Below are 24,751 nucleotides of genomic sequence, written 5' to 3' on the forward strand. Positions count from 1 at the left end.
AGCGCGGCGGGCCGACCGGCGGGACTACCAGCCGCGGTTGGCGTAGCGCTCGCTCTCGGGGAGGGTGTCGCAGTTGATGCCGACCATGGCCTCGCCGAGGTTGCGGGAGGCGTCCGCGATGATCTTCGGGTCGTCGTAGAAGGTGGTGGCCTTCACGATCGCGGCGGCGCGCTTGGCCGGGTCGCCGGACTTGAAGATGCCGGAGCCGACGAAGACGCCCTCGGCGCCGAGCTGGCGCATCAGCGCGGCGTCGGCCGGGGTGGCCACACCACCGGCGGAGAACAGCACCACGGGGAGCTTGCCGAGCTCGGCGACCTCCTTGACCAGCTCGTACGGAGCACGCAGGTCCTTGGCGGCCGCGTACAGCTCGTTGTTGTCGAAGCCGCGCAGGCGGGCGATCTCGTTCTTGATCTGGCGCAGGTGGCGGACGGCCTCGACCACGTTGCCGGTGCCGGCCTCGCCCTTGGAGCGGATCATGGCCGCGCCCTCGGCGATCCGGCGCAGCGCCTCACCGAGGTTGGTGGCGCCGCAGACGAACGGGGTGGTGAAGGCGAACTTGTCCGAGTGGTTGACCTCGTCGGCCGGGGTCAGCACCTCGGACTCGTCGATGTAGTCGACGCCGAGCGACTGCAGGACCTGGGCCTCGACGAAGTGGCCGATCCGGGACTTCGCCATCACCGGGATGGAAACCGCGGCGATGATCTCCTCGATCATGTTCGGGTCGGACATCCGGGCCACGCCGCCGTCCTTGCGGATGTCGGCGGGCACCCGCTCCAGGGCCATGACGGCCACGGCACCGGCGTCCTCGGCGATCTTCGCCTGCTCGGCGTTGACCACGTCCATGATCACACCGCCCTTGAGCTGCTCGGCCATACCGCGCTTCACGCGGGCGGTGCCGATCTGCGGCTGGTCAGCGGTGATGGGGGTGGTGGACACGTGAGACCTCACTCGAAGATGAACCAGTGCTATCGCCCTATCGTAGGCCCGAACCTGACGCGAACCACGCACCATCCAGGCCAGAAGGGCCTTCGGGTTACGACAAAGAGGCTGAACAATCGCCGATTTCACTCGAAATGGGTTTCGGGCCCTCGACCGTCACACGGGAGCACCCTGCGGGGTGAGCGCGACCGGCGGCTCGTCGTCCATCTCGAACGCCAGCGGGAACGGCGCCCGCCCCGCCAGCCGGAAGTACCGCACCACGCGGTGCTCCCGCACCGCCCGGGCGGCGCGCACCGCGTCGTTGTGGAACCGCCGCGCCATCGGCACCCGCCGGACGGCGGCGGTCATCTCCTTGACCGTCTCCTCGCCCCCCGGCACCGCGACCAGCGCCGCCAGCTGGGCCGGCTCCGCGAACACCGCGCGCAGCGCCAGGCTCAGCTCGCTCTCCGCCACCTCCCGGTGGTCGTCCTCCGCCTGCCGGGCGGCATGTGACGCCTCGTAGAGCAGGATCGAGGTGGCCGGGTCCAGCTGCGAGGAGGTGGCCAGCTCCAGCGCCACCGCGGACCGCCGCACCAACTGCGCGTCCAGCGACGCCTTCGCCGCGTCGATCCGGGCGTGCAGCCGGTCGAGCCGTCCCGCCGTCCAACTGAGGTACACGGCGAACAGCACGACCGCAGCCACGGCCCAGATCCAGGTAGTCACGGCCGGTACGCTACCGCGCCGCGAGATCAGCCACGAGCTACCCGGGGGCTCGGGGAACTGCGATGCCAACCACGTACAAGGCGATCCATACGTAAGTGGTCATGCACGTTCGCAGTGACCCGAGCATCAGTCCCGCGCCAGCCCCAGCCGCTCGCGCCAGCCGCCCCGGACGTCCTCGGCGACCGGCGGCATGCCGTCCGTCACCGTCTCGTACACCGAGAGGATCTCCGCACCGACCGTGGACCAGTCGAAGCGGCGGACGTGGCGCGACGCCGCGTCCCGGAGCTCGGCCAGCCGCTTCGGCTCCGCCAGCAGCCGGACGGCCGCCTCGGCCAGCGCCCCCGCGTCCTCGACCGGGAACAGCTCGCCCGCCTCGCCGCCGTTCAGCACCTGCTTGAACGCGTCCAGATCGCTGGCAAGCACCGGTGCGCCCGCCGACATCGCCTCGACCAGGATGATGCCGAAGCTCTCACCGCCGGTGTTGGGCGCCACGTACAGGTCGACGCTGCGCAGCAGCCTGGCCTTCTCCTGGTCGGTCACCATCCCGAGGAACTCGATCCGGTCCCGTACCTCCGGAGCGAGGCCGGCGACGGCCTCCTCCTCGTCGCCCTTGCCGGCGACCAGCAGCCGCACGCCCGGCCGGGCCGCCAGGATCTCGGGCAGCGCCGCGAGCAGCGTGGGCAGCCCCTTGCGCGGCTCGTTGATCCGGCCGATGAAGCCGATCGTGCCGGGCCCGCCGTCGGCGGCGCCTCCCTGCCAGCGCTCGTCCGGTTCGGCGCCCGCGAAGAACCGGACGTCCACCCCGTTCGGGATCACCACCGCGTCGCCGCCCAGGTGCTCGACCAGGGTGCGCCGGGCGTACTCGCTGACCGCGATCCGGGCGCTTATCTTCTCCAGGCCCGGCTGCAGGATCGGCGACGCCGCGATCATCGCCCGGGAGCGCGGGTTGGAGGTGTGGAAGGTGCCGACCATCGGCCCGGAGGCCGACCAGGCGGCCAGCATCGACAGGCTCGGCGAGTTCGGCTCGTGCACGTGCAGGATGTCGAACCGGCCGTCGTTCAGCCAGCGCCTGACCCGGGCCGCCGAGAGGATGCCGAAGCTCAGCCGGGCCACCGAGCCGTTGTACGGCACGGCCACCGCGCGGCCCGCCGAGACCACGTACGCCGGCAGCGCCGACTCGTCCTCGGCCGGGGCCAGCACCGAGACCTGGTGCCCGAGGGCGATCAGGTGCTCGGCGAGGTCGCGGATGTGGAACTGCACCCCACCGGGCACGTCCCAGTCGTACGGGCAGACGATACCGATCTTCATCGGGTCCCCTCCAGGTCGGCCAGCCAGAACCGCTGCAGCATGTGCCAGTCCTCGGGGTGCTCGCGGATGCCGTCCGCCCAGACGTCGGCCATCGCCTGCGTCATCGCGGAGGTCTTCTCCCGCTGGTCGCCCTCGGCGGGCGGCCGTACCTCCGGGTGGATCACCGCGCGCATCACCGGGCCGTCGTACCAGAGCGTGACCGGCATCAGTGCGGCGCCGGTGCGCAGCGCGAGTGCGGCCGGACCGGCCGGCATCCTGGTCCGCTCGCCGAAGAAGTCCACCGGCAGCCCGGCCTCGGACAGGTCACGGTCCCCCACCAGGCAGACCATCCCGCCCGCCCGCAGCCGGCGGGCCAGCGTGCCGATCACCGAGCCCTGACCACCCGTCAGTGGCAGCACCTCCATGCCGAGGCTCTCCCGGTACGCCACGAACCGGTCGAACAGCGACTCCGGCTTCAGCCGCTCGGCGACCGTGGTGAACCGGTGCCCCTCGGCGCCGGCCACCCAGGCACCGGCCAGGTCCCAGTTGCCCATGTGCGGCAGCGCTATCACCACGCCGCGGCCGGCGGCCAGCGCCTCCTCCAACGGCTCCATGCCCTTGACCTGGCACTGCTCGGCCAGCTCGGCGGTGCTCAGGGTCTGCAGCCGGAAAGACTCCTTCCAGTACCGCAGGTAGGACCGCATCCCGGCCCTGGACAGCTCGCGCAGCCCGGCCTCGTCCAGCTCGGGCCTGACCCGCCGCAGGTTGGCCTCCAGCCGGAGCACCCCCTTGCCCCGACGGCGCCAGGTGTGGTCCGCGAGCTGGTTGAACAGTCCGCGCGCCACCGGCTCGGGCAGATGCTTGAGCGCCGCCCAGCCGAGCGCGTACGCCCCGTCGGTCAACCGGTCCTTCATGCCGCCGCCTCGGCTTCCCTGGACTCCCGACGCACCGTCAGCATCCGCTGCCAGACCGTCACCAGGCTGCCCACGGCGACCAGCCAGAGCGCCACCGGCAGCAGCCACTCCACGTACGGCACCCCGAACCCGTGCAACCCCGCGATCCCCGCCGCGACCAGCGTCAGCACCAGCCGCTCGGCCCGCTCGACCAGCCCGGAGACGTCCACCGGGAAGCCCAGGCTCTCGCCCCGCGCCTTGGTGTACGAGACCACCTGGCCACTCGCCAGGCAGCAGATCGCCACCGCGCAGAGCAGCTCGTTGTCGCCCTTGCCCGCGTACCAGAGGGCCAGGCCGCCGAAGATCGCCGCGTCGGCGACCCGGTCCAGCGTCGAGTCCAGGAAGGCACCCCACCGGCTGGACGTACCGGCCTGACGGGCCATGTTGCCGTCCACCAGGTCGGAGAAGATGAAGAGGGTGATCGTGATGGTGCCCCAGAAGAACTCCCCGCGTGGGAAGAACACCAGCGCACCCGCGACCGACCCGGCCGTCCCGATCAGCGTCACCGCGTCCGGACTCACGCCCCAGCGGAGCAACAGCGCGGCGAACGGCGTCAGGACACGTGTGAAGAAGGCACGTGCGTACTTGTTGAGCATGGCCTTCCGGACCGCCCCGATCTCACGGAACCCGCCCCCACCCAGCGGGCGGCGGGCGGCCGAGCGGATCGGCCCGCCCGGCTGGACAATGGTATCCACGCCGCTCGCACGCTCCGCCGCCCCACGCCCGCGAGCCGGATTCCGGCCCAATCGGCCGTCACCCACGGCAGTTGAGATACCACCCACCGTCACGGAGGTGCCGATGTCCGACCGGACCACTCCACCACCGCCGCCCGTCGCGGACCCCGGCCGGCTGCGCAACGTGGTGCTGATCGGCACCGCGGGCTCCGGCAAGACCACCCTGGCCGAGGCGCTGGCCCTGGCCGCCGGGGCGATCACCCGGGCCGGGACCGTGCCGGACGGCAGCACCGTCTCCGACCACGAGGCGATCGAGCATCAGCAGCAGCGCTCCGTCCAGCTCTCGCTGCTCCCGCTGGCCTGGCGGAACTGCAAGATCAACCTGCTGGACACCCCCGGCTACGCCGACTTCGCCGGCGAACGCCGGGCCGGCATGCGCGCCGCCGAGGCCGCCGTCCTGGTCGTCTCCGCCGCCGAACCGGTGGGCCCCACCGTGCTCGCCCTCTGGCGCGAGTGCCGCGCCGCCGGTCTCCCCACCGCGATCGCCCTCACCCACGTGCACAGCGCCGAGGCCGTGACGGCCTGTCAGGAGGCCTTCGGCGAGGGTCACCCGGACACCGTCCTGCCGCGCTACCTGCCCGCCTTCCGGGACGGCCGCCTCACCGGCTCCCTCGACCTGCTCACCGGCCGCGAGTACGGCGACGCCCCGGCCCCCGACCCGACCGCCCGGGGCGCCCTGGTGGAGGCCATCGCGGGTGAGGACGACACCCTGCTGGAACGTTGGGTGGCCGGCGAGGACCTCGACCCGGCCTCGCTGACCGCCGCCCTGCGCCGCGAGCTCGGACAGAACACCGTCCACCCGCTGCTCTGTACCGCCGCCCCGCTCGGCGCCGCCGAACTCCTCGACCTGATCGTGGACGCCTTCCCGAGCCCGCTGGACCGCACCGACGACCTCCCGCCCTGCGACCCCGACGCTCCGGTGGTCGCCCAGGTGGTGCACACCGGCGAGGACCAGTACGTCGGCCGGCTGAGCCTGGTCCGGGTCTTCTCCGGCACCCTGCGGCCCGACACCGTCCTGGGCGAGGAGCGGGTCACCGCGCTCACCAGCCCGTTCGGACACCACCAGCGCCCCGTCCCGCTCGCCACGGCGGGCGACCTGGCCTGCCTGGCCAAGCTCGCGCACGCCCGTACCGGCGACACCCTCGCCGCCGACGGCACCGAGCTCGACCGCTGGCCGCAGCCCGAACCGCTGCTGCCGGTCGCCGTCGAGGCGCACAGCAAGGCCGACGAGGACCGGCTGGCGCAGAGCCTGGCCCGGCTCACCGCGCAGGACCCGGCCCTCCGGGTCGAACAGAACCCGGACACCCACCAACTCGTCCTCTGGAACACCGGCGAGGCCCACCAGGCGGTCGTCCTGGACCGGCTGCGCACCCGCTACGGCGTGCACGTCGACACCGTCCCGTACCGGGTCGCCCTGCGCGAGACCTTCGCCCACTCCGCGACCGGCCACGGCAGGCACGTCAAACAGTCGGGCGGGCACGGCCAGTTCGCGATCTGCGACCTGGCGGTGGAGCCGCTGCCGGGCGGCGGCTTCGAGTTCGTCGACAAGGTGGTGGGCGGCGCGGTGCCACGGAACTTCGTCCCGTCCGTCGAGAAGGGCGTCCGCGGCCAGCTGGCCAAGGGCGTGCTGGCCGGCTACCCCGTGGTCGACGTCCGGGTCACCCTCACCGACGGCAAGGCCCACTCGGTCGACTCCTCGGACACCGCCTTCCAGACCGCCGCGGCCCTCGCCCTCCGCGAAGCCGCCGCAGACGGCGCCGTCCGGCTGCTGGAGCCGGTCGACGAGGTGCAGGTCCTGCTGCCCGACGAGTACCAGGGCGCCGTCCTCAACGACCTCTCCGCCCGCCGCGGCCACGTCCTCGGCACCGAACCGGGCGGCCCCGGCCTCAGCCTGCTCCGAGCCGAAGTCCCCGAGATCGAGCTGACCCACTACCCCGTCGACCTGCGCTCCCTCTCCCACGGCACCGGCACCTTCTCCCGCAGCTACGTACGCCACGCACCGATGCCTCCGGCTCTGGCGGCGCAGTACCAGTAGGCACACCCCAGGGGCTCGGGGAACTGCGACGCCGACCTCGTGCAAGGTGATCCGTGCGCAGCTGGTCAGGCACTTTCGCAGTTCCCCGAGCCCTGGACCGTAGACCGCTGGGCGCCTGCACGAAATCAGCGCCGGGGCAGCGAGCAGGCCGGGGTGCCCCCGGGGAGGCGGTGGCGGTTCTTCGCCACCCAGCGGTAGCCGAGCGCCGCGAGGGGGCGGACCGGTGCGAGGGTCAGGACCGCGCCGAGGTAGGCCCAGGCGCCTCCGCTGCGCATCAGCAGCCGCGCCACTGCCTCCGCCCCGCCGTACACGTCCCCCCGGGGCGTCAGCCAGAGCACCTCCTGCTCCGCCCGCTCACCGCTGACCAGCCCGGCACCGCCCGCGCGGGCGTCCAGCTCTGCCAGGTCGGTGAACTGGAACGGCACCGCCTCCCAGTTCGCCGAGGAGAGGCTCGCCCGCAGGTAGCGCTCCGCGAACTGGACGCAGCTGCTGCAGAACGCGCAGTCCCCGTCGAAGACCAGCACCGGGTCTGTCGTTCGTTCTTCGCTCATACCCCGATCCTGCACCATCGGCCCCGCTCACAGGATCGAAGCCGCACCAAACTGGGCACGATCCCTCCACGGCCACCGGCCATCGGAAGTGACGGCTGTTCAGACGATCATCCGCGCGGTGCACCGGTCGCGCGGTAACCTGCCGCTGAACACTAGGGGAGGAGGGGACGCCACCGTGACCAAGCTCGACATGACCCCGGGCGCGCAGATACCCCGTACGGACGTCGGGCCGCAGACCGCGGTCACGCAGTTGCTCTCCTCGGCGGCCTACCGGGACACCGAGGTCGAGGCGCTCGCCGCGCTCGAAGGCGTCAAGCTCAAAGAGGGCAGGTTCTTCAAGCTGTTCCGGCCCAGCACCGGCGAGGCGTTCACCCGCGCCGTACTCGACCGCACCCTCGGCCAGGGCCGCCTCCCGCTGGTGCCCTCGTTCGGCACCGACACCCGCCTGGTGGTCGAGCACTGCCTGGCCGCCCAGGAGCTCCGGGACGCCCGCGACCGCGAGCTGATGGTCGTCACCGTGCTCACCGGCCTGCTCTTCCTGCCCGGCGCGCTGATCTGGCTCGCGGTGTTCTACGGGCGTGCCTACTTCCGGAAGACCTCCCCCGGTCGGCAGGGCTTCTACAACGCCGTGCTGGTGCTGCTCGCGGTCGGGGTGGCGGGGCTGCTCGCGCTCCGGCCGCCGGTGGCGGGTCCGTTCGGGCTGTACTTCCGGGTGATGACGCTGGCGCCGGTGGTCGGCTGGTTCATCGCCAAGCGGATCTGCCTGCGCTTCACGGTGGAGCTGCGCGAGCGCTGGGGCGGTCTGGTGGCGGGCAGCTCGCTGGCGGCCACCGTGCCCAAGGCGGTGCCCCGGGACGACCTGGACAAGAAGGCGGCCGACCTGCGCGCCTCGCTGGAGCGGCTGACGGTCGAGCAGGAGACCAACGTCCAGCACTACGCCGGCGCGAAGGGTCTGCTCGGGGCCGGGATGCGCTGGGGCGACTGGCAGGTGGTCGAGGAGCTCCGCCCGGCCGAGGGCCATGCGGACATCCGGGCGTTCCACCCGTGGGACCTGGCCCGCCGGATCACCACCGGGCTGGGCGCCCTGAGCCAGAGCGAAGTGGCGGGCGGCGGGATGCCGCACGTCTCGGTCCAGCAGTGGCTGGTGGTGGACATCCCGGAGGGCGCGGACGAGATCGGCCGACCGTCGGGGCCCGACATGGACGGCTACCGGATGCGTGACTTCGCGCTCCAGACGATCGCCAACCGGCAGACCCTCGGCACCGACAGCCGGCACCGTACGTCGGCCCAACTGGTACTGCACAAGGGCCAGTTGGTGTCCACCGTGCTGATCGGCGTGACCGTGATGGGCAACATCCTGCGGGTCTCGGTCTCCGGTCACGCACTCGGCCCGCTGCACGCGCTGTTCGGTGCCAAGCCGAAGCCCAAGGAGCTCAAGGTCCCCAAGACCGGCAAGTTCTGGGAGGAGCGCACCGTCATCCTCCCGCTGGTGAACAACGACGAGGTGGTCCGGCAGGCCCTCCGCGCACCGTTCCACAAGTTCCCCACCCTGCTCAGCTGGCTGGGCGGATCGGTCTCGCTGCCGGAGCCGTTCTCGCTCCGCGGCGCCTGGGCCGACCGGACGTGGACCAGTCGGTTCAAGTCGGACGACGTGCTCTACAGCGCCACTCCGGTGGTCAACGCCGTGATGGCCGCCACGGTGGAGTTCCTGGCCGAGCACGACGTCAACGTCGACCGGTTCAGCAACCGGATCGGCATCCTCAAGTCGGAGATGCAGGGCGCCCGCCCGTTCAAGGCGGACAACTACGACGCGGGCTGACGCCTGATACGACAGTGGGGCCGCACCGGACACCGGTGCGGCCCCACTGTCGTACCTGCCATCAGCTCTGCGGCCAGGCCTCGGCGAGCATCTTCCGGGTGTCGGCCAGGAGTTGGGGCAGCACCTTGGTGTGGCCCACCACCGGCATGAAGTTGGTGTCCCCGCCCCAGCGCGGCACCACGTGCTGGTGCAGGTGCGCGGCGATGCCGGCTCCGGCGGCGGCGCCCTGGTTCATCCCGATGTTGAAACCGTGCGCCCCGGAGGCGGCGCGCAGCGCCGTCATGGCCCGCTTGGTGTAGTCGGCCAGCTCGGCGGTCTCGGCCGCGTCCAGGTCGGTGTAGTCCGCCACGTGCCGGTACGGGACCACCATCAAGTGCCCACCGTTGTACGGGTAGAGGTTGAGCACCGCGAAGACCGAACCGCCCCTGGCCACGATCAGCCCGTCCTCGTCGCTCAGCGCGGGGATCGAACAGAACGGGCAACCGTCGTCCGGTGCGGGCCCGGTGGGCTTGTTCTCGCCCTGGATGTACGCCATCCGATGAGGCGTCCACAGGCGCCGGAAGCCATCCGGCTCCCCCACGCCCCGCTGCACTTCCGGCTCACTCGTCATGCTGATCAGCATATTCGCCGGGGCGGCTGTGCATAGCAGTGCGGGGCAGACTCGTTGAAGAGCCTGCCCCGCACCGACCGTTGGATCAGACCTGGACCCGGCGCTGGACCGCGTCCACGATCTCCGCGACCGCCTCTGCGACCGGCACGCCGTTCTTCTGCTCGCCGTTGCGGTAGCGGAAGGACACCGCACCCGCCTCGACGTCGTCGTTGCCGGCGATCAGCATGAACGGCACCTTGCTGCGCTGCGCGTTGCGGATCTTCTTCTGCATCCGGTCGTCCGAGGAGTCGACCTCCACCCGCACGCCCTGCTTCTTCAGCTCGGCGGCGACCTCCCGCAGGTACGGGATGTGCTCGTCGGTGATCGGGATGCCGACCACGGTGACCGGGGCGAGCCACGGCGGCATGGCGCCGGCGTAGTGCTCCAGCAGCACCGCGAAGAACCGCTCGATCGAGCCGAACAGCGCTCGGTGGATCATGACCGGACGCTGCCGGTTGCCGTCCGAGCCCTGGAACTCCAGCTCGAACCGCTGCGGCAGCTGGAAGTCGACCTGGATGGTCGACATCTGCCAGGTGCGCCCGATCGCGTCCCGCGCCTGCACCGAGATCTTCGGGCCGTAGAAGGCCGCACCGGCCGGGTCGAGGACCAGTTCGAGGCCCTGCTTCTCGGCGGCCGCCCGCAGGGTCTCGGTGGCCTCCGCCCAGTCCTCGTCGGAGCCGATGAACTTCTCCGGGTCCTTGGTCGAGAGCTCCAGGTAGAAGTCGTTCAGCCCGTAGTCACGCAGCAGGTCCAGTACGAAGGTGAGCAGCGAGTCGAGCTCGTCCGCCATCTGCTCACGGGTGCAGTAGATGTGCGCGTCGTCCTGGGTGAAGCCCCGCGCGCGGGTCAGGCCGTGCACCACGCCGGACTTCTCGTACCGGTAGACGGTGCCGAACTCGAAGAGCCGGAGCGGCAGTTCACGGTACGAGCGGCCGCGCGAGCGGTAGATCAGGTTGTGCATGGGGCAGTTCATCGGCTTGAGGTAGTAGTCCACCTCGCCGTCGAGCTTCATGGGCGGGTACATGCCGTCGGCGTACCAGTCCAGGTGGCCGGAGAGCTCGAATAGGCTGCCCTTGGTGGCGTGCGGGGTGTAGACGAACTCGTAGCCGGACTCCTCGTGCCGCTTGCGCGAGTAGTCCTCCATCACCCGGCGCATGATGCCGCCCTTGGGGTGGAACACCGCCAGGCCGGAGCCGATCTCCTCCGGAACGGAGAACAGGTCGAGCTCTGAGCCCAGCTTGCGGTGGTCGCGCTTGGCGGCCTCCTCCAGGAACTCCAGGTGCGCCTTGAGCTCGTCCTTGGTCGGCCACGCGGTGCCGTAGATGCGCTGCAGCATCGGGTTCTTCTCGCTGCCGCGCCAGTAGGCGGCCGCGTTGCGCATCAGCTTGAACGCGGGGATGTGCCGGGTGGACGGCAGGTGCGGGCCGCGGCAGAGGTCGCCCCAGCAGAGCTCGCCGGACTTGGGGTCCAGGTTGTCGTAGATGGTCAGCTCGCCGCCGCCCACCTCGACGTCGGCACCCTCGCCCGCTGTCGCGGCCGAGCCCTTGAGGCCGATCAGCTCCAGCTTGTACGGCTCGGCGGCCAGCTCGGCGGTGGCGGCCTCGTCGGTGACCACCCGGCGGGCGAACTTCTGGCCGCGCTTGATGATCTCCTGCATCTTCTTCTCGATGGCCTTGAGGTCATCGGGGTGGAACGGCTTCTCGACGTCGAAGTCGTAGTAGAAGCCGTCCTTGACCGGCGGGCCGATGCCGAGCTTGGCCTCCGGGAAGAGCTGCTGCACGGCCTGCGCCATCACGTGTGCGGTGGAGTGCCGCAGGATGTCCAGGCCGTCCTTGCTGGAGATCGCGACGGGCTCGACCTCGTCGCCGTCCTGTACCTGGTACGCCAGGTCCTTCAGCGCGCCCGCGACCCGGGCGGCGATGATCGAACGGTCGTCGGCGAAGAGCTCGGCGGCGGTAGTGCCCGTGGTCACCACGCGCTCTTCCCGATCGGGTTCGCGGTTGATGATGATCCGGACGTCGGTCACCGGTCTCTCCTGACATCTGTGGGCCACAGCACCATGCTGCGCGTGTCCGATGGTACCGAGAGCAGGGGCCCGACCGCGCACCCATATGCCCCGGGCGCCCCCGAGGCTCGGCCGGACCGGATCGAGACGGGATTGAGGGGGCGTCAACTGCGGTATCACCTAGGCAGAACGCCGCTGTGCCCGGCGCGCCACTGGTCCTCGGTGGCGCGCCGGGCACCGCCAGGTGGTGATCGGGGGCCGCAGCCGTGCCGCACACTCTGCCCTGGTACCAGGGCCCACTCGCCTCTTTCGACACCGAGACCACGGGCGTGGACGTCGAGACCGACCGGATCGTCTCGGCCGCGCTGGTGGTCCAGGCCACACCCACCGCGCCCGCCCGTACGGTCGGCTGGCTGGCCGACCCGGGGATACCGATCCCCGACGCCGCCCGCGCCGTGCACGGGATAACCGACCAGCGGGCCAGGGACTTCGGCCGCCCGCCCCGGGTGGTGGTCGCCGAGATCGCCCGCGCGCTGGCCGAACAGGCGCTGGCGCACGTGCCGTTGGTGGTGATGAACGCCCCGTTCGACCTCACCCTGCTGGACCGCGAGCTGCGCCGGCACCGCGGCCTCTCGCTCGCCGACAGCCTGGGCCGGACCGAACTGCTGGTGCTCGACCCCCGGGTGATGGACAAGTACGTCGACCGCTACCGCAAGGGCCGCCGTACCCTGACCGACCTGTGCGCGCACTACGGCGTGACGCTGGACGGCGCGCACGACGCCACCGCCGACGCGACCGCCACCCTGCACCTGGTCCGCGCCCTGGGTCGCAGGTACCCGGCCCCGCTCGGCACGCTGACACCGGCCGAACTGCACCTGCGCCAAGCGGTCTGGCACGCCGCCCAGGCCCGGGGACTGCAGAACTGGTTCGACCGCGAGGGCACCCGGGAGCGGGTGGACTTCGCCTGGCCGCTCCGCCCGGCCCGCTGCGCCTGCGGCCGACGGCTCGCGCTGGACCACCGCTGCGAGGCGGCGGCCTGAATGCCGGGACGCCCCGGCGAATGACTCAGGCCCCGACCGAACTTCCGGTCGGGGCCTGAGTGTTGACTCCGGTGGGCGATACTGGGATCGAACCAGTGACCCCTTCGGTGTGAACGAAGTGCTCTCCCGCTGAGCTAATCGCCCGGGCAACGAGAAGAAGACTAGCACCACTTGGGGGTGACTCCGCAAACCGGATCCCCAGCTCCCGTACCGGCTGCGGAGACTGATGGGGAATCAGCGACCCCGGAGAACGGAACACGGAAACACCAGAAGGCCCCGGCCAATTGAATTGGCCGGGGCCTTCCTTGCATTCCGGTGGGCGATACTGGGATCGAACCAGTGACCCCTTCGGTGTGAACGAAGTGCTCTCCCGCTGAGCTAATCGCCCGGGTGCAGGGAAAACATTACCGCATGCCGTGGGGTGCTCCGAACACCCCCCGGACACCCCCGGGGTCAGCGCAGCTTCCAGGGCATGGTCAGCCCGTACCTCCACAGGTACCAGCCGCCCAGGCCCGCGATGATCACCACGCCGACGGCGGTGATGATGATGTTGCGCCGCCGCACCTTGGGGTCGAGGGCCCGCTGGGCCGCCTCGGTCACCTTGCGCCTGGTCCAGCGCAGCACCAGCTGGGCCCAGACGAACTCGGTCGCCCAGATCCCCATGCCCAGGAAGATGACCACCCAGCCCGGCCCGGGCAGCGGCAGCATCACCACGCCGAGCCCGACCACGGCCAGGCCGATCAGGAAGATCGCCACCTGCCAGCTGAGGTGCAGCGGCCTGGACCGCCGGATGAACTGCGGAGCCTTGGAACCGAGGGCGGCCGGGGTCTCGCCCGCCGCCGGAGCCGGCCCCTCGGGACCGGGATTGTCGTTTCGTACAGCCATACGGGGAAAACTACCGGAGCGGCCCGGCCCGGTGCGGCCGTTCCTGCTGCCGTAGCGATTCTGCAATGCGCCGGAAGGGGTACGACTCGCGCCTGAATCGGGACAGACGGGTTTACACCGGGCTTTCAGGTGGGATGGTCCGTTCGCCGACGTGCGATTCCCCGAGCGCACACTGAGCGAAAGGCCCTGGCGCTTATGAACACCACGGTCAGCTGCGAGCTGCACCTGCGCCTCATCGTGTCCAGCGAGTCGTCACTGCCCGTCCCCGCGGGCCTGCGCTATGACACTGCCGACCCCTATGCCGTGCACGCCACCTTCCATACGGGTGCTGACGAGACCGTCGAGTGGGTGTTCGCCCGCGACCTCCTCGCGGAGGGGCTGCACCGACCCACCGGTACCGGCGACGTCCGGGTGTGGCCCTCGCGCAGTCATGGTCAGGGGGTGGTCTGCATCGCCCTGAGTTCTCCGGAAGGAGAAGCCCTGCTGGAAGCCCCGGCTCGCGCGCTCGAGTCTTTCCTCAAGCGCACCGATGCCGCGGTGCCACCCGGCACCGAACACCGTCACTTCGACCTCGACCGGGAACTGTCCCACATCCTCGCCGAGAGCTGACCGCCTCGACGTCGGGTCGTCCCGCCACCGCGTCCGTCCTACTCGGGGGCACGGTCGCACTCACAGCCGCCCAGCAAGCGGCATCGGGGCCAGGCCCCGGTTCAGCCCGTACCAGGGCGAACCGGGGCCTTCGCCCTTCCCGTACCGCTCCTCGCCTCCGGGACGCCGCGCCGGCACCGGCTCTCCCGGTAGAGTCCAGCGAGACGACCGACGCGGGTGCCGTCGGCCCCCCCGCCGCGCGAGGAGCCCCACGTGCTGATCACCCATGACACCGAATGCGCGCTGGGCATTCTGGTGGAGCTGCTCAACACCTCGCCCGGCGCCTGCGGCAGCGAGCAGCTCCCGGACCTGTCGGCGCTCGGCGCCTTCGTCACCCGGCACGAGATCAGCGAGGTCGACTCCCTCACCGCCGCCGACCTCGCCGCCGTCCAGCGGCTCCGGGCCCGGCTGCGTGCGGTGTTCTCGGCGGACTCCACCGAGGAGGCGGCCGAACTGGTCAACGCGGTGGTCGCGGCGGCCGGCACCACGCCCCGGCTGACCAACCACGACCAGCACGACTGGCACATCCACTACTTCGCCCCGCACGCTGCCCTGGGTGACCACCTGGCGGCCGAACTCGGCATGGCGCTGGCCTTCATCGTGATGGCCGGCGAACGGGAGCGGCTGCGCCGCTGCGAGGCGCCGGACTGCGCCCGGGTCTTCGTCGACCTCTCCCGCAACCGCTCCCGCCGCTACTGCGACAGCCGCACCTGCGGCAACCGCCTGCACGTGGCCGCGTACCGGGCCCGCCAGCGGGCCGAGACGGTCGCCACCGGCTGACCGGCCCCGGATGACCGACTCCGGCGGCCCGCGGCGGACGGCCTGCGGCGGACGGACGACCGGCGGATGGAAGACTGGGGGCATGACCGACGCCCCCCTCTCCGACGCCCCTCTCCCCCGCCTCGAGTTCTGGTGCGACCTCGAGTGCCCGGACTGCCGCACCGCCCTGGACGACGTACGGGCGCTGCGCGCGCAGTACGGCGACGCCCTGACGATCGAGCTGCGGCACTTCCCGCTGGAGAAGCACAAGCACGCCTACGCGGCCGCAGAGGCCTTCGAGGAGGCCTTCGCGCAGGGGCAGGGCTGGGCGTACGCGGAGGCCCTGCTCGGACGCTGCGAGGAGCTCGGCAGGGCCGGGCAGCCGGTGCTGACGGCACTGGCCGGAGAGCTCGGGCTGGACGCGGAGGAGGTCGAGCTCGCCCTGATCGACGGGCGGCACATGCTGGTGGTCGACACGGACCAGGCCGAGGGCAAGGCGATCGGCATCACCGGCGTCCCGACGTACGTGATCGGCGGCAGGCGGCTGGACGGCGGCAAGAGCCAGGACGGGCTGCGCGAGCAGATCGTCGCGATCATCGAGGCGGCCCGCTCAGGCCAGTGACTTGCCCATGACCCGCCGGGTGGTCCGGTAGCCGAGCGACTCGTACAGCCGGACCGCCACGGTGTTGCCGCTGAAGACGTTCAGCCCGAGGCGGCGCACCCCGGCCGCCAGGCACTCGCGTTCGGCGAGCAGCATCAGGGTGCGGCCGTGGCCGTGGCCACGGTGCTCCGGTTCGACGGCGACGCTCATCACCCAGGCCACCGGTTCGCCGTCGGGGTCGATCCCCTGACGGAGCGTCAGCCACAGGTGACCGAGCAACGTGCCGTGCTGGTCGGCGAGTTCGCGCAGGGCGATGCCGGGCGTCGCGTAGCCCTCGCGCAGCACCCGCTCGTGGTCGGCGGCCGCCTTGGCGCGCGCCGCGCTCTCGCCGAGGCCGGAGCCGGTCAGGTCGCGCTGATAGCCGGTCTTGACCTGCTCCAGCCAGTTCTCGTATCGCTCCGGCCCGATCGGACGGGCCGTCAGCTCCCTTGGCAGTTCGGGGAGTTGAGTAAGGTCCTTGGCCAGGTTCAGCATCCGCTCGGTGTAGCCGAGGGTCACGGCGAGGCGCGACGCGGCCTCGTTGCCTGCGGGGACGGTGACGTCGACCCGGCTGCACCCCCAGCCGCGCAGCACCTCCTCCGCCGCCAACGCCCCGACGGTGCCCCGCCCGCGCCGCCGTTCGCCGGTGACCTCCAGCTCGGAGATCTCGCCCCAGCGCTGCTCGCCGTACGTCCGCAGCGTGGTCCGCAACCCGCCCACCGGACGGCCGTTGACGCAGATCAGCCACCGTCGGCTCCGGCCCCCACCGGGCAGCGGCTCCTCGGGGTGTTCGGGACGCAGCGTGGTGGTCATGCGGGGACCTTTCCCCCACCGCCGCGCCGCAACCACCCCGCCAGGGGCCCGGGGCGCCGCGACCGGCGGCGGCCCCGCGGACGGCTCAGGGGTCCAGGTCGTCCGCCGCGCGCTCGGCGAACTGCGCCATCGCCTTGAGGGTGACGGGACCCGGGGCGGGCAGCTCGCGGCCGTCGATGCGGGCGATGGCCTGGACGTCGCGCAGGGTGGACGTCAGGAACGCCTCCTCCGCCCCGGCGAGCACCTCGAACGGCAGGTCGGTCTCCTCGGCGCCGGTCCACTCGATCACCAGCTGCCGGGTGATGCCGGCCAGGCAGCCGGAGGCGAGGTTCGGGGTGAGCAGCCGGCCGCCGAGGACCACGAAGATGTTGGAGCCGGTCCCCTCGCAGAGCAGCCCGGCGGTGTTGGCGAAGAGCGCCTCCGAGGCGCCGGCCCGGTGGGCGGCGGCCAGCGCGACGACGTTCTCCGCGTACGAGGTGGTCTTCAGTCCCGCCACCGCGCTGTGTTCGTTGCGGCGCCAGGGCACGGTGTGCACGGCGGTGGTGTCGGGCCGCCGGTTGGCGCTGCCGAGGGCGATCACCAACGTGGTCGGGTGGTTGCCGCGTTCGGAGCCGAGCGGGGAGATGCCGCCGGTGCAGGTGATCCGGAGCCGACCGAGCGGCATCGGGTTGGCGGCCAGCACCTGGGCGACGCCCGCCCGGACCAGCTCGTGGTCGGGGGCGGTCAGGCCGAGGCCGTGGGCGGAGCGGCTGAGCCGGTCCAGGTGCCGGGTGAGCGCGAAGGGCTGCCCGTGCACCGTCTTCACCGTCTCGAAGACGCCGTCGCCGACGGTGAGTCCGTGGTCGAGCACGGAGAGGGCGGCGCTGCCGGCGTCGACCAGGGAGTCGTTGACCCAGATCATCAGTTACTGCTCCTCGGGTACTGGTCGTCGCCCGACGCTATCGCGACCAGGCGGGCGGCCTTGAGTTCGGTCTCGTCCCACTCGCGCTCCGGGTCCGAGCCCCAGGTGATCCCGGCCCCGGTGCCGAACCGCAGCGCCGGGGCGTCGGCCACGGTCCGGTCGATCCAGAACGTACGGATCCCGACCGCGAGTTCGGCCTCGCCCCGGTCGGCGTCGACCCAGCCGATCGCGCCGCAGTAGGGGCCGCGCGGGGCGGTCTCCAGTGCGTCGATGATCCGCAGCGCGCTGGACTTCGGGGCGCCGGTGACCGAGCCGGGCGGGAAGGTGGCGTCGAACAGCGCACCCCAGCCCGCGCCGCCACGCAGTCGGCCCGCGACGGTGGAGACCAGGTGGACCAGGCCGGGGTGCTTCTCCACCACGCAGAGGTCGGGGACGGTCACGCTGCCGGTCTCGCAGACCCGGCCGAGGTCGTTGCGGACCAGGTCCACGATCATCACGTTCTCCGCGTGGTCCTTCTCCAGCAGGTCGTGCTCGGTCCTGCCGGTGCCCTTGATCGGTCCCGAGGAGATGGTGCGGCCGTCCCGGCGCAGGTAGAGCTCGGGCGAGGCGGTGGCGATCTCGACCCCGTGGTCGGGCAGCCGGATGGTGCCCGCGTACGGCGCGGGGTTGCCGTACGCGAGCAGGCCGGTGAGCGCGTCGATGTCGGTGCGGGCCGGGTCGGGCAGCGGCGCGGACAGCACCCGGCACAGGTTGGCCTGGTAAACCTCGCCCGCCGCGATGTGCTCGCGGATCCGGCGCACGCCCGCCGTGTAGGCGGCCCGGTCGAGCGAGCTGTGCCAGCTGCCCGGCCGGGGCCCGAGCCAGCCGTCGGTACGCGGCGGGGCCGGGGCGGGCCGCACCTCGTCGAAGCGGGCGCAGGTGAGCCGGCCCTCGAAGTCGTACGCCACGGCCCAGAACCCGGTGCCGTCCAGCACCGCCGGGTCCGAGCTGACCTCACGCAGGCCGGTCGCCAGGCGGCCGCCGAATCGGGCCATCGGGGCGGCGGTGGCGTGGGGTGGGGTGCGGCCGGACACGGTTCTCCTGCGCGGTTTCGGTGCTGTTCCACGCGGTACGGGGCGCGGAGCGGTGGGGACTGCGGTGGCTTGAAGTGTAGGTCGGAGGGAGTGTCCGGCGTCGGCCCCGGAGCCTCGGGAGAGCTGACGGGGTGCCACCCCGGGGGCACCCGGGCGCCACGCTGCGGGAACGGAATTTGAGCTGGCCCAGGAATCCGCTAAAGTTCAACACGTCGCCGGGAAACGGAGCCGCAAACAAGCGGTGAAGTGATCGGGAGACAGGCGGACGTGGCTCAGTTGGTAGAGCATCACCTTGCCAAGGTGAGGGTCGCGAGTTCGAATCTCGTCGTCCGCTCGACGGAGAACGGTGTAAGATCGTTCTTCTGTGTGTGTTGCCTGGTGGAGTGGCCGAGAGGCGAGGCAACGGCCTGCAAAGCCGTGTACACGGGTTCAAATCCCGTCTCCACCTCCAAGAGGTGTCCCTGGTTCGCCAGGGCCCCTCCCCGCGCGATTAGCTCAGCGGGAGAGCACTTCCCTGACACGGAAGGGGTCACTGGTTCAATCCCAGTATCGCGCACTCGGACCTCTCGGGGCCCGGCTGCTGTACCGCACCACCACCCGCGCGATTAGCTCAGCGGGAGAGCACTTCCCTGACACGGAAGGGGTCACTGGTTCAATCCCAGTATCGCGCACTCGGACCTCTCGGGGCCCGGCTGCTGTACCGCACCACCACCCGCGCGATTAGCTCAGCGGGAGAGCACTTCCCTGACACGGAAGGGGTCACTGGTTCAATCCCAGTATCGCGCACCGCAGTTCAAGGGCCCTGATCCGTCATCGGATCAGGGCCCTTGCCGTTGCCGGGAGTTCGGGACAGCAGCAGGGGCCGGGTACGGATCGCCCTCACCGACGATCCGTACCCGGCCCCTGCTCGTGCTGCCGGAGTGCTGTGCACCGTCTCCGCCCGTCCGCGTTGTCCCTGACGGCGCACTCCGGCCGACGCCGACCTCTCCCCAGAGGTCAGCGCCCGATCAGATCGGCGACAGCCCTGGTCTGTGCCGCCAGTTGCTCCCAGCCGCCGAAGAACGCCAGCAGGGCGACGGCGAACGGGAGCACCATGGCCACGGCCACCGCCGGGTGCCTGGTGCCCTGCTCGGCGGAGCGGGCAGGCGCCTGGCGGAACCCGATACGGCGGCGGCCGGCTTCGGTGAGCTGGGTGGCCATGGTCGGTGCTCCTGCCTTCTCTGTCGTGAGCCCTGGACTGGTGTCGGTCGATGCGGTGGGCGGTTCACCTCGGGGGACGAGTAGGCCGCCCACCGCTAGGAACAAAGGTAGGCGGGGCCACCGACGGGGTCGTCATGCCCGCGTACCGTCGCTGGGCATCCCCGAGGATGACGACGGGGCACGCCGCCTACTACCGAAGGGGGAGAGCGGGTGGCGGAGATCCCCGAGGCAACCCTGAGAGCTACCCCGAGGGGATGCTCCGGCGCTGGTCAGTGCGGCCGTCCGGGCAGATCCGACAATCCGACCGGCCCGGCGGGTGTTGCGTATCAGCACACCGCAGTACGGAGTCCGTAAGCTGTGCCGGAACAGGATTCTGACGGTGGCCCAACCGACGGGGTCTCACCCTTGAGGCTGACAGGAAGAACTGACTATGGCGATGATGCGGCTGAGGCGTGAGGACCCCCGCATCGTCGGCCCCTACCGGCTGCACCGTCGGCTCGGCGCCGGCGGGATGGGCGTGGTCTACCTCGGCTCGGACCGCAAGGGGCAGCGGGTCGCTCTCAAGCTGATCCGGGCCGAGCTGGCCGAGGACGCCGAGTTCCGCACCCGGTTCGCCCGCGAGATCGCAGCCGCCTCGAAGATCCGGGGCGGCTGCACCGCGCGGGTGGTCGGCTCCGACATCGAGACCGAGCGGCCCTGGCTGGCCACCGCGTACGTCCCTGGGCCCTCGCTGTACAAACGGGTCGGCGAGGAGGGCCCGCTGCCCTGGCCGGAGGCGGCCCGGATCGGCGCCGCGCTGGCCGACGGGCTGGTCAAGGTGCACGAGGCCGGTGTGGTGCACCGCGACCTCAAGCCGTCCAACATCCTGCTCTCCCCCAAGGGCCCGCGGATCATCGACTTCGGCATCGCCTGGTCGCGCGGTGCCAGCACGCTCACCCACGTCGGTACCGCCGTCGGCTCCCCGGGATTCCTGGCGCCCGAGCAGGTCAGGGGCGCGGCCGTGACGCCCGCCACCGACGTGTTCGCCTTCGGCGCCACCCTGGCGTACGCGCTCACCGGGGACTCGCCGTTCGGCTCCGGCGCCTCCTCCGAGGTGATGCTGTACCGGGTGGTGCACGAGGAGCCCGACCTCTCCACCGTCCCGCCCCCGCTCGCGCCGCTGGTCCGGGCCTGCCTGGCCAAGGAGCCCGCCGAGCGGCCGGGTGCGGCCGCGCTGCACGAGCGGCTGACCGAACTCGCCTCCCGGGGCGCGCTGCAGGCCCCCGCCGCCCGCCGGGCCGGGCCGCCGCCCGCCGTCGCCCCCGCAGCCCGGCCGCAGCCGGTCCGCCGCCCGGCCGGTGCCACCCGGCAGTCCGCCACCGCACCGATGCCGCAGACCTCGGCCACCGAACCGCTGAGGGAGCGTCACACCGGCCACGACGGCCGCCAGGGACCGCCGCCACAACGCCAGGGCGGCCCGCAGCGGGACCGCCCGCACACCCTGCCGGGTCGGCCCGCCGAGGCCAGGCGTCGGCTGCTCCGGCAGCGGCTGGTGGTCTTCGTGACCGTCACTGTCGGCGTCGCGCTGGCCATCGCGGCGGCCCAGGGCTGCGAGAGCCGCAGCAGTCAGGGCATGATCCCGGCACCGAAGGTGAGCGCGGGCGGCCCGTCCGGCTCGCCGGTCTCGGTCTCGATCGACGGCGCGCAGCCGCCGGCCGCCCCGTTCGCCGCGGTGGCCAAGGGGGCCGCCGACGCCGCGCTCGGCCCCGCCGTCGGGGTCACCCTGCCGGCCGTGGACTGGCCCAACCGCACCTACGCCGACCTGTCCGGCGGCCAGGCGATCCGGCTCCGGGACGGCCGGTCGGCGGTGGAGGGCGTGCAGATCGGCCTCTCCACCGTGCTGCCGGCCCGCTACCACGGCGCCCCTGCGGCCCTGGTGGTGCTGCGCCGCGCCGAGGGCTCCGCCCCGGTGGACCTGGTCCAGCTGTACGGCTTCAGCGGCGACACCCCCGTCCTGCTCGCCTCCCGCTCCTCGGTGGCCGATCCCCAGGCCACTGCGGCCTGGCGGATCGAGGGCGGCGCGCTGGTCCGGGAGGAGCGGGTCTCGCACACGGGGGCCGGTTCGACGACGCGTTACACCGTGCGCGGGGACGGGCAGTTGGAGGAGTCCTGGCCAGGCGCCGGGGTCTCGGGCGGAAGTGGCGGAACGGGCGGCAGCTGACACCGACCGCGCGACGTTCCGGCGGGGGTCCACCTACCGGCGACGGGCCAGCAGGTGGGCGTCGAGGAAGCCCCGCTCGGAGGCCGGGTCGTGGAGCAGCCGGGCGAACGTGACGAACCCGGCCCCGGCCAGCAGTTCGGCGAACCGGTCCGCCGGCCAGCTGTAGGCGGGCGTCACCTTGTGGTCGAAGCGGACCGGCTCGGGCCCGTCGGTCGCGAAGAACGAAGCGAGCAGCAGGCCCCCCGGCGCCAGGACCCGCGCCTGCTCGGCGAGCAGCGCGGGCACTTCCCCGGGAGGGGTGTGGATCATCGAGTAGTGGGCCAGCACGCCGCCGAGGACGCCGTCCTCGACCGGGAGGGCCTCCATCCGCGCCTCGTCGAACCGCAGCGTCGGATGGGCCCGCCGGGCGTGGTCGACCATGCCCGGGGAGAGGTCGAGCCCGAAGGCGTCCAGGCCCAGGTCGTGCAGCATGGCCGTCAGGTGTCCCGGCCCGCAGCCGACGTCGGCCGCCCGGAGGTTCCCCGTCCCGCGCACCAGCTCGGCGAAGGTGCCGATCATGTTCCGCGCGAACGGCTGGGTCTCCAGCCCGTTGGCGAACAGCGACGCGTACAGCTCGACGACCCCGTCGTAGGCCGCCCTGGTCTCGTCCTGGTGCTCCGCCACGGGAAGGAAGGTAGCACCCGCCGTTCCCAGTCCGGATGGTTCCGCGGTCAGATCCCGGCGTTCACCGCGTAGAAGGTCACGGCGGCGGCCGCGCCGACGTTCAGCGAGTCGATCCCGTGCGCCATCGGGATCCGGACCCGGCGGTCGGCGGCGGCGAGGGCCCGGTCGGTGAGGCCGTCGCCCTCGGCGCCGAGCATGACGGCGGTCTTCGGGATCAGGTGCGGGGTGGCGGCCGGCAGGTCGTCGGCGCCGGAGGGGGTGAGGGCGAGCAGTTCGAAGCCCGCCTCGCGGACGGTCTGCAGGGCGGCGGGCCACGGGTCGAGCCGGGCGTACGGGACGGCGAACACCGCCCCCATCGAGACCTTGACGGCCCGTCGGTAGAGCGGGTCGGCGCAGTCCGGCGAGAGCAGCACCGCGTCCATCCCGAGGGCGGCGGCGCTGCGGAAGATCGCACCGAGGTTGGTGTGGTCGACCAGGCCCTCCAGGATCGCCACCCGGCGGGCGGTGAGCAGGAGTTCGGCGGCGCCGGGCAGCGGCTTGCGCTCCATCGAGGCGAGCGCGCCCCGGTGCACGTGGTAGCCGGTGACGGCCTCGGCCAGGCCCGGTTCGACCACGTGGACGGGGGCCGGGGTGTCGGTGATCACGTCGGCCATCACGTCGAGCCACTTCGGCGTGAGCAGCATCGAACGCATCCGGAACCCGGCCGCCACGGCCCGCCGGATCACCTTCTCCCCCTCCGCGATGAACAGCCCCTCGGCCGGCTCACGGCGTCGCCGCAGCTCGACGTCGGTCAGCCCGGTGTAGTCGGCGAGCCGGGGGTCGGCGGGGTCGGTGATGGTCTCTGGTTCTGCCACGACATCGATCTTGGCACACCGGCCGGGCGGCTCAGCCCGAGGAGGTCCGTCCCGCCGACCCGTCAACTCGGGCGACGGGACGGTTCGGCGGATCAGCCGAGGACGTTCACCACGTCGCCGATGACGATGACGGCCGGGGGCTTGATGCCTTCCGCGGTGACCACGTCGGCGACGGTGGCGAGGGTGGCGTCCACCCGGCGCTGGGCGGCGGTGGTGCCCTCCTGGACGACGGCGACGGGCGTGTCGGCCGAGCGGCCCGCCTCGATCAGCCGGGCGGCGATGGCGCCGATCTTGTCGACCGCCATCAGCAGCACCAGGGTGCCGGTCATCCGGGCGGCGGCGTCCCAGTTGGTCAGCGAACGCTCGTCCGGGCCCACGTGCCCGGAGATCACGGTGAACTCGTGCGTCATGCCCCGGTGGGTGACCGGGATGCCGACCGCCGCCGGGACGCTGATCGAGCTGGAGATGCCGGGCACCACGGTGACCGGGACGCCCGCCTCGACGCAGGCGAGCAGCTCCTCGCCGCCCCGCCCGAAGACGTACGGGTCGCCGCCCTTGAGCCGGACCACGAACCGGCCAGCCTTGGCGTGCTCGACCAGGGTCCGGTTGATGGCCTCCTGGGCCATGAAGCGGCCGTACGGGATCTTGGAGGCGTCGATCACCTCGACGTGCGGCGCCAGCTCGGCGAGCAGCTCGCGCGGGGCGAGCCGGTCGGCGACCACCACGTCCGCGTCGGCCAGCAGCCGACGGCCCCGGACGGTGATCAGGTCGGGGTCGCCGGGCCCGCCGCCGACCAGCGCGACGCCTGCCGTGTGGGCGCGGAACTGACGGGCCGCCAGCGATCCGTCGCGCAGCCCCTCGACGATGGTGTTGCGCAGCGCGGCGGAGTGCCGGGGGTCGCCGGTCAGCACGGAGACGGTGGCGCCGCCGTCCCGGCCGGTGGCAGGGGTCCAGGCGGTGGCGGCGGAGGCGTCGTCGCTGCGGGCGCAGAACACCCGCAGGCGCTCGGCCTCGGCGGAGACGGCGGAGTTGACGGCCGGATCGTCGGTGGCGACCAGCACGTACCAGGTGTCGGCGAGGTCGCCCTCGGCGTAGCCCCGCCGGTGCCAGGTGAGCTCGCCCGCGTCGGCCATCGCCTGCACGGCGGGGGTGGTGCCGGGCGATATCAGCTGGATGTCCGCACCGGCCGCGATCAGGGCCGGCAGTCGGCGCTGCGCGACCTGACCGCCGCCGACCACGACGACCCGGCGGCCGGCGAGCAGCAGGCCGACGGGGTAGGGAGTGAGGCCCTCGGTGCTGGGGTGGGGGTTGGGCGCGGTGCTCATCGGCGGTGCTCCTGGGGGCGGGAGAGTCTTACGGACGTACGGCAGCGCGCCCCGCACCGGCGCGCCCTCGGGCCGG

At 72.2% G+C, this 24,751-nt stretch carries 22 protein-coding genes, 7 tRNA genes and 1 pseudogene; 12 read left to right on the top strand and 18 right to left on the bottom strand.

The genetic code is table 11. The features are described 5' to 3' along the window. Positions 1–24: 24 nt before the first annotated feature. From pdxS to pgsA, 5 genes are all read right to left on the bottom strand, one after another. On the bottom strand, positions 25–936 hold the full coding sequence (pdxS, locus tag ACKUU6_RS04345) for a pyridoxal 5'-phosphate synthase lyase subunit PdxS (protein ID WP_407987100.1): 912 nt from the start codon (positions 934–936) through the stop codon (positions 25–27). 159 nt (positions 937–1,095) lie between these two features. Next, a complete protein-coding gene (locus ACKUU6_RS04350; RefSeq protein WP_407987101.1) occupies positions 1,096–1,641 on the bottom strand; it encodes a hypothetical protein in 546 nt (181 codons plus the stop codon). A 126-nt stretch (positions 1,642–1,767) separates the two neighbouring features. Continuing rightward, positions 1,768–2,949 (bottom strand): glycosyltransferase family 4 protein, encoded by a 1,182-nt coding sequence (locus ACKUU6_RS04355; protein WP_407987102.1) that lies wholly within the window; start codon positions 2,947–2,949, stop codon positions 1,768–1,770. Continuing rightward, the gene (locus tag ACKUU6_RS04360) at positions 2,946–3,842 is read right to left on the bottom strand and encodes a phosphatidylinositol mannoside acyltransferase (protein WP_407987103.1); all 897 of its coding nucleotides are present in this window, start codon (positions 3,840–3,842) and stop codon (positions 2,946–2,948) included. The genes ACKUU6_RS04355 and ACKUU6_RS04360 overlap by 4 nt, the downstream gene beginning before the upstream one ends. After that, complete coding sequence (gene pgsA / locus ACKUU6_RS04365) at positions 3,839–4,477, bottom strand: phosphatidylinositol phosphate synthase (RefSeq protein ID WP_407992034.1); 639 nt, start codon at positions 4,475–4,477, stop codon at positions 3,839–3,841. Before pgsA ends, ACKUU6_RS04360 begins: the two co-directional genes overlap by 4 nt. 202 nt (positions 4,478–4,679) lie before the next feature. On the opposite strand from pgsA, the gene ACKUU6_RS04370 reads away from it, so the two are divergent. Continuing rightward, a complete protein-coding gene (locus ACKUU6_RS04370) occupies positions 4,680–6,650 on the top strand; it encodes an elongation factor G (RefSeq protein WP_407987104.1) in 1,971 nt (656 codons plus the stop codon). Between the two features lie 125 nt (positions 6,651–6,775). On the opposite strand, the gene ACKUU6_RS04375 is transcribed toward ACKUU6_RS04370, so the two are convergent. Then, on the bottom strand, positions 6,776–7,201 hold the full coding sequence (locus tag ACKUU6_RS04375) for a thiol-disulfide oxidoreductase DCC family protein (RefSeq protein ID WP_407987105.1): 426 nt from the start codon (positions 7,199–7,201) through the stop codon (positions 6,776–6,778). Positions 7,202–7,376: 175 nt separating this feature from the next. On the opposite strand from ACKUU6_RS04375, the gene ACKUU6_RS04380 reads away from it, so the two are divergent. Further along, a complete protein-coding gene (locus ACKUU6_RS04380; protein WP_407987106.1) occupies positions 7,377–9,020 on the top strand; it encodes a hypothetical protein in 1,644 nt (547 codons plus the stop codon). 61 nt (positions 9,021–9,081) lie between these two features. Here ACKUU6_RS04380 and ACKUU6_RS04385 read toward each other — a convergent pair whose 3' ends face one another. Both ACKUU6_RS04385 and thrS read right to left on the bottom strand, forming a co-directional pair. Continuing rightward, complete coding sequence (locus ACKUU6_RS04385; RefSeq protein WP_407987107.1) at positions 9,082–9,642, bottom strand: HIT family protein; 561 nt, start codon at positions 9,640–9,642, stop codon at positions 9,082–9,084. Between the two features lie 73 nt (positions 9,643–9,715). Next, complete coding sequence (thrS, locus tag ACKUU6_RS04390; RefSeq protein ID WP_407987108.1) at positions 9,716–11,695, bottom strand: threonine--tRNA ligase; 1,980 nt, start codon at positions 11,693–11,695, stop codon at positions 9,716–9,718. A gap of 245 nt (positions 11,696–11,940) precedes the next feature. On the opposite strand from thrS, the gene ACKUU6_RS04395 reads away from it, so the two are divergent. Beyond that, entirely contained in the window at positions 11,941–12,714 is a 774-nt protein-coding gene (locus ACKUU6_RS04395) for an exonuclease domain-containing protein (RefSeq protein WP_407987109.1), read from the top strand. Positions 12,715–12,786: 72 nt separating this feature from the next. On the opposite strand, the gene ACKUU6_RS04400 is transcribed toward ACKUU6_RS04395, so the two are convergent. The 3 genes from ACKUU6_RS04400 to ACKUU6_RS04410 form a co-directional block, all read right to left on the bottom strand. Then, a tRNA-Val gene (locus ACKUU6_RS04400) sits at positions 12,787–12,858 on the bottom strand. A gap of 172 nt (positions 12,859–13,030) precedes the next feature. After that, positions 13,031–13,102 (bottom strand) — tRNA-Val (locus ACKUU6_RS04405). A 65-nt stretch (positions 13,103–13,167) separates the two neighbouring features. After that, complete coding sequence (locus ACKUU6_RS04410; RefSeq protein WP_407987110.1) at positions 13,168–13,599, bottom strand: TIGR02611 family protein; 432 nt, start codon at positions 13,597–13,599, stop codon at positions 13,168–13,170. A gap of 195 nt (positions 13,600–13,794) precedes the next feature. On the opposite strand from ACKUU6_RS04410, the gene ACKUU6_RS04415 reads away from it, so the two are divergent. From ACKUU6_RS04415 to ACKUU6_RS04425, 3 genes are all read left to right on the top strand, one after another. After that, complete coding sequence (locus tag ACKUU6_RS04415; protein WP_030056266.1) at positions 13,795–14,208, top strand: SsgA family sporulation/cell division regulator; 414 nt, start codon at positions 13,795–13,797, stop codon at positions 14,206–14,208. A 252-nt stretch (positions 14,209–14,460) separates the two neighbouring features. Further along, entirely contained in the window at positions 14,461–15,027 is a 567-nt protein-coding gene (locus ACKUU6_RS04420; protein ID WP_407987111.1) for a CGNR zinc finger domain-containing protein, read from the top strand. Between the two features lie 82 nt (positions 15,028–15,109). Next, positions 15,110–15,628, top strand: a complete 519-nt coding sequence (locus tag ACKUU6_RS04425) for a DsbA family protein (RefSeq protein WP_407987112.1) — start codon at positions 15,110–15,112, stop codon at positions 15,626–15,628. On the opposite strand, the gene ACKUU6_RS04430 is transcribed toward ACKUU6_RS04425, so the two are convergent. The 3 genes from ACKUU6_RS04430 to ACKUU6_RS04440 all read right to left on the bottom strand — a co-directional run bounded on the left by ACKUU6_RS04430 (position 15,617) and on the right by ACKUU6_RS04440 (position 18,394). Continuing rightward, positions 15,617–16,459 carry a GNAT family N-acetyltransferase gene (locus tag ACKUU6_RS04430; protein ID WP_407987113.1) on the bottom strand — a complete coding sequence of 281 codons (843 nt, stop codon included), beginning with the start codon at positions 16,457–16,459 and terminating at the stop codon, positions 15,617–15,619. The two genes, ACKUU6_RS04425 and ACKUU6_RS04430, sit on opposite strands and share 12 nt — an antisense overlap. 85 nt (positions 16,460–16,544) lie before the next feature. Next, positions 16,545–17,363, bottom strand: coding sequence for an aminotransferase class IV (locus tag ACKUU6_RS04435; RefSeq protein WP_407992035.1), 819 nt, complete (start codon positions 17,361–17,363; stop codon positions 16,545–16,547). After that, the gene (locus ACKUU6_RS04440; protein ID WP_407992036.1) at positions 17,360–18,394 is read right to left on the bottom strand and encodes a chorismate-binding protein; all 1,035 of its coding nucleotides are present in this window, start codon (positions 18,392–18,394) and stop codon (positions 17,360–17,362) included. Before ACKUU6_RS04440 ends, ACKUU6_RS04435 begins: the two co-directional genes overlap by 4 nt. 300 nt (positions 18,395–18,694) lie before the next feature. Between ACKUU6_RS04440 and ACKUU6_RS04445 the strand changes: the two genes are divergently transcribed. The 5 genes from ACKUU6_RS04445 (at position 18,695) to ACKUU6_RS04465 (ending at position 19,219) form a co-directional block, all read left to right on the top strand. After that, positions 18,695–18,767, top strand: a tRNA-Gly gene (locus ACKUU6_RS04445). 43 nt (positions 18,768–18,810) lie between these two features. After that, positions 18,811–18,884 (top strand) — tRNA-Cys (locus ACKUU6_RS04450). A gap of 33 nt (positions 18,885–18,917) precedes the next feature. Continuing rightward, positions 18,918–18,989, top strand: a tRNA-Val gene (locus ACKUU6_RS04455). A 43-nt stretch (positions 18,990–19,032) separates the two neighbouring features. Next, positions 19,033–19,104: transfer RNA gene (locus ACKUU6_RS04460), tRNA-Val, on the top strand. A 43-nt stretch (positions 19,105–19,147) separates the two neighbouring features. Next, positions 19,148–19,219, top strand: a tRNA-Val gene (locus ACKUU6_RS04465). A 210-nt stretch (positions 19,220–19,429) separates the two neighbouring features. Here the strand turns inward: ACKUU6_RS04465 and ACKUU6_RS04470 are convergent. After that, on the bottom strand, positions 19,430–19,633 hold the full coding sequence (locus tag ACKUU6_RS04470) for a hypothetical protein (protein WP_407987114.1): 204 nt from the start codon (positions 19,631–19,633) through the stop codon (positions 19,430–19,432). Between the two features lie 430 nt (positions 19,634–20,063). Here ACKUU6_RS04470 and ACKUU6_RS04475 point away from each other — a divergent pair. Further along, a pseudogene (locus ACKUU6_RS04475) lies at positions 20,064–21,290 on the top strand (serine/threonine-protein kinase); the annotation flags it as partial. Between the two features lie 576 nt (positions 21,291–21,866). Here the strand turns inward: ACKUU6_RS04475 and ACKUU6_RS04480 are convergent. From ACKUU6_RS04480 to cobA, 3 genes are all read right to left on the bottom strand, one after another. Next, the gene (locus tag ACKUU6_RS04480; RefSeq protein ID WP_407987115.1) at positions 21,867–22,496 is read right to left on the bottom strand and encodes a class I SAM-dependent methyltransferase; all 630 of its coding nucleotides are present in this window, start codon (positions 22,494–22,496) and stop codon (positions 21,867–21,869) included. A gap of 47 nt (positions 22,497–22,543) precedes the next feature. Beyond that, positions 22,544–23,350: a TrmH family RNA methyltransferase gene (locus ACKUU6_RS04485; RefSeq protein WP_407987116.1), complete on the bottom strand. Its 807-nt coding sequence runs from the start codon at positions 23,348–23,350 to the stop codon at positions 22,544–22,546. Between the two features lie 92 nt (positions 23,351–23,442). After that, positions 23,443–24,675 (bottom strand): uroporphyrinogen-III C-methyltransferase, encoded by a 1,233-nt coding sequence (gene cobA, locus ACKUU6_RS04490; protein ID WP_407987117.1) that lies wholly within the window; start codon positions 24,673–24,675, stop codon positions 23,443–23,445. Positions 24,676–24,751 lie beyond the last annotated feature (76 nt).

It is taken from the genome of Kitasatospora sp. CMC57, from assembly GCF_045866025.2.
GTDB lineage: Bacteria > Actinomycetota > Actinomycetes > Streptomycetales > Streptomycetaceae > Kitasatospora.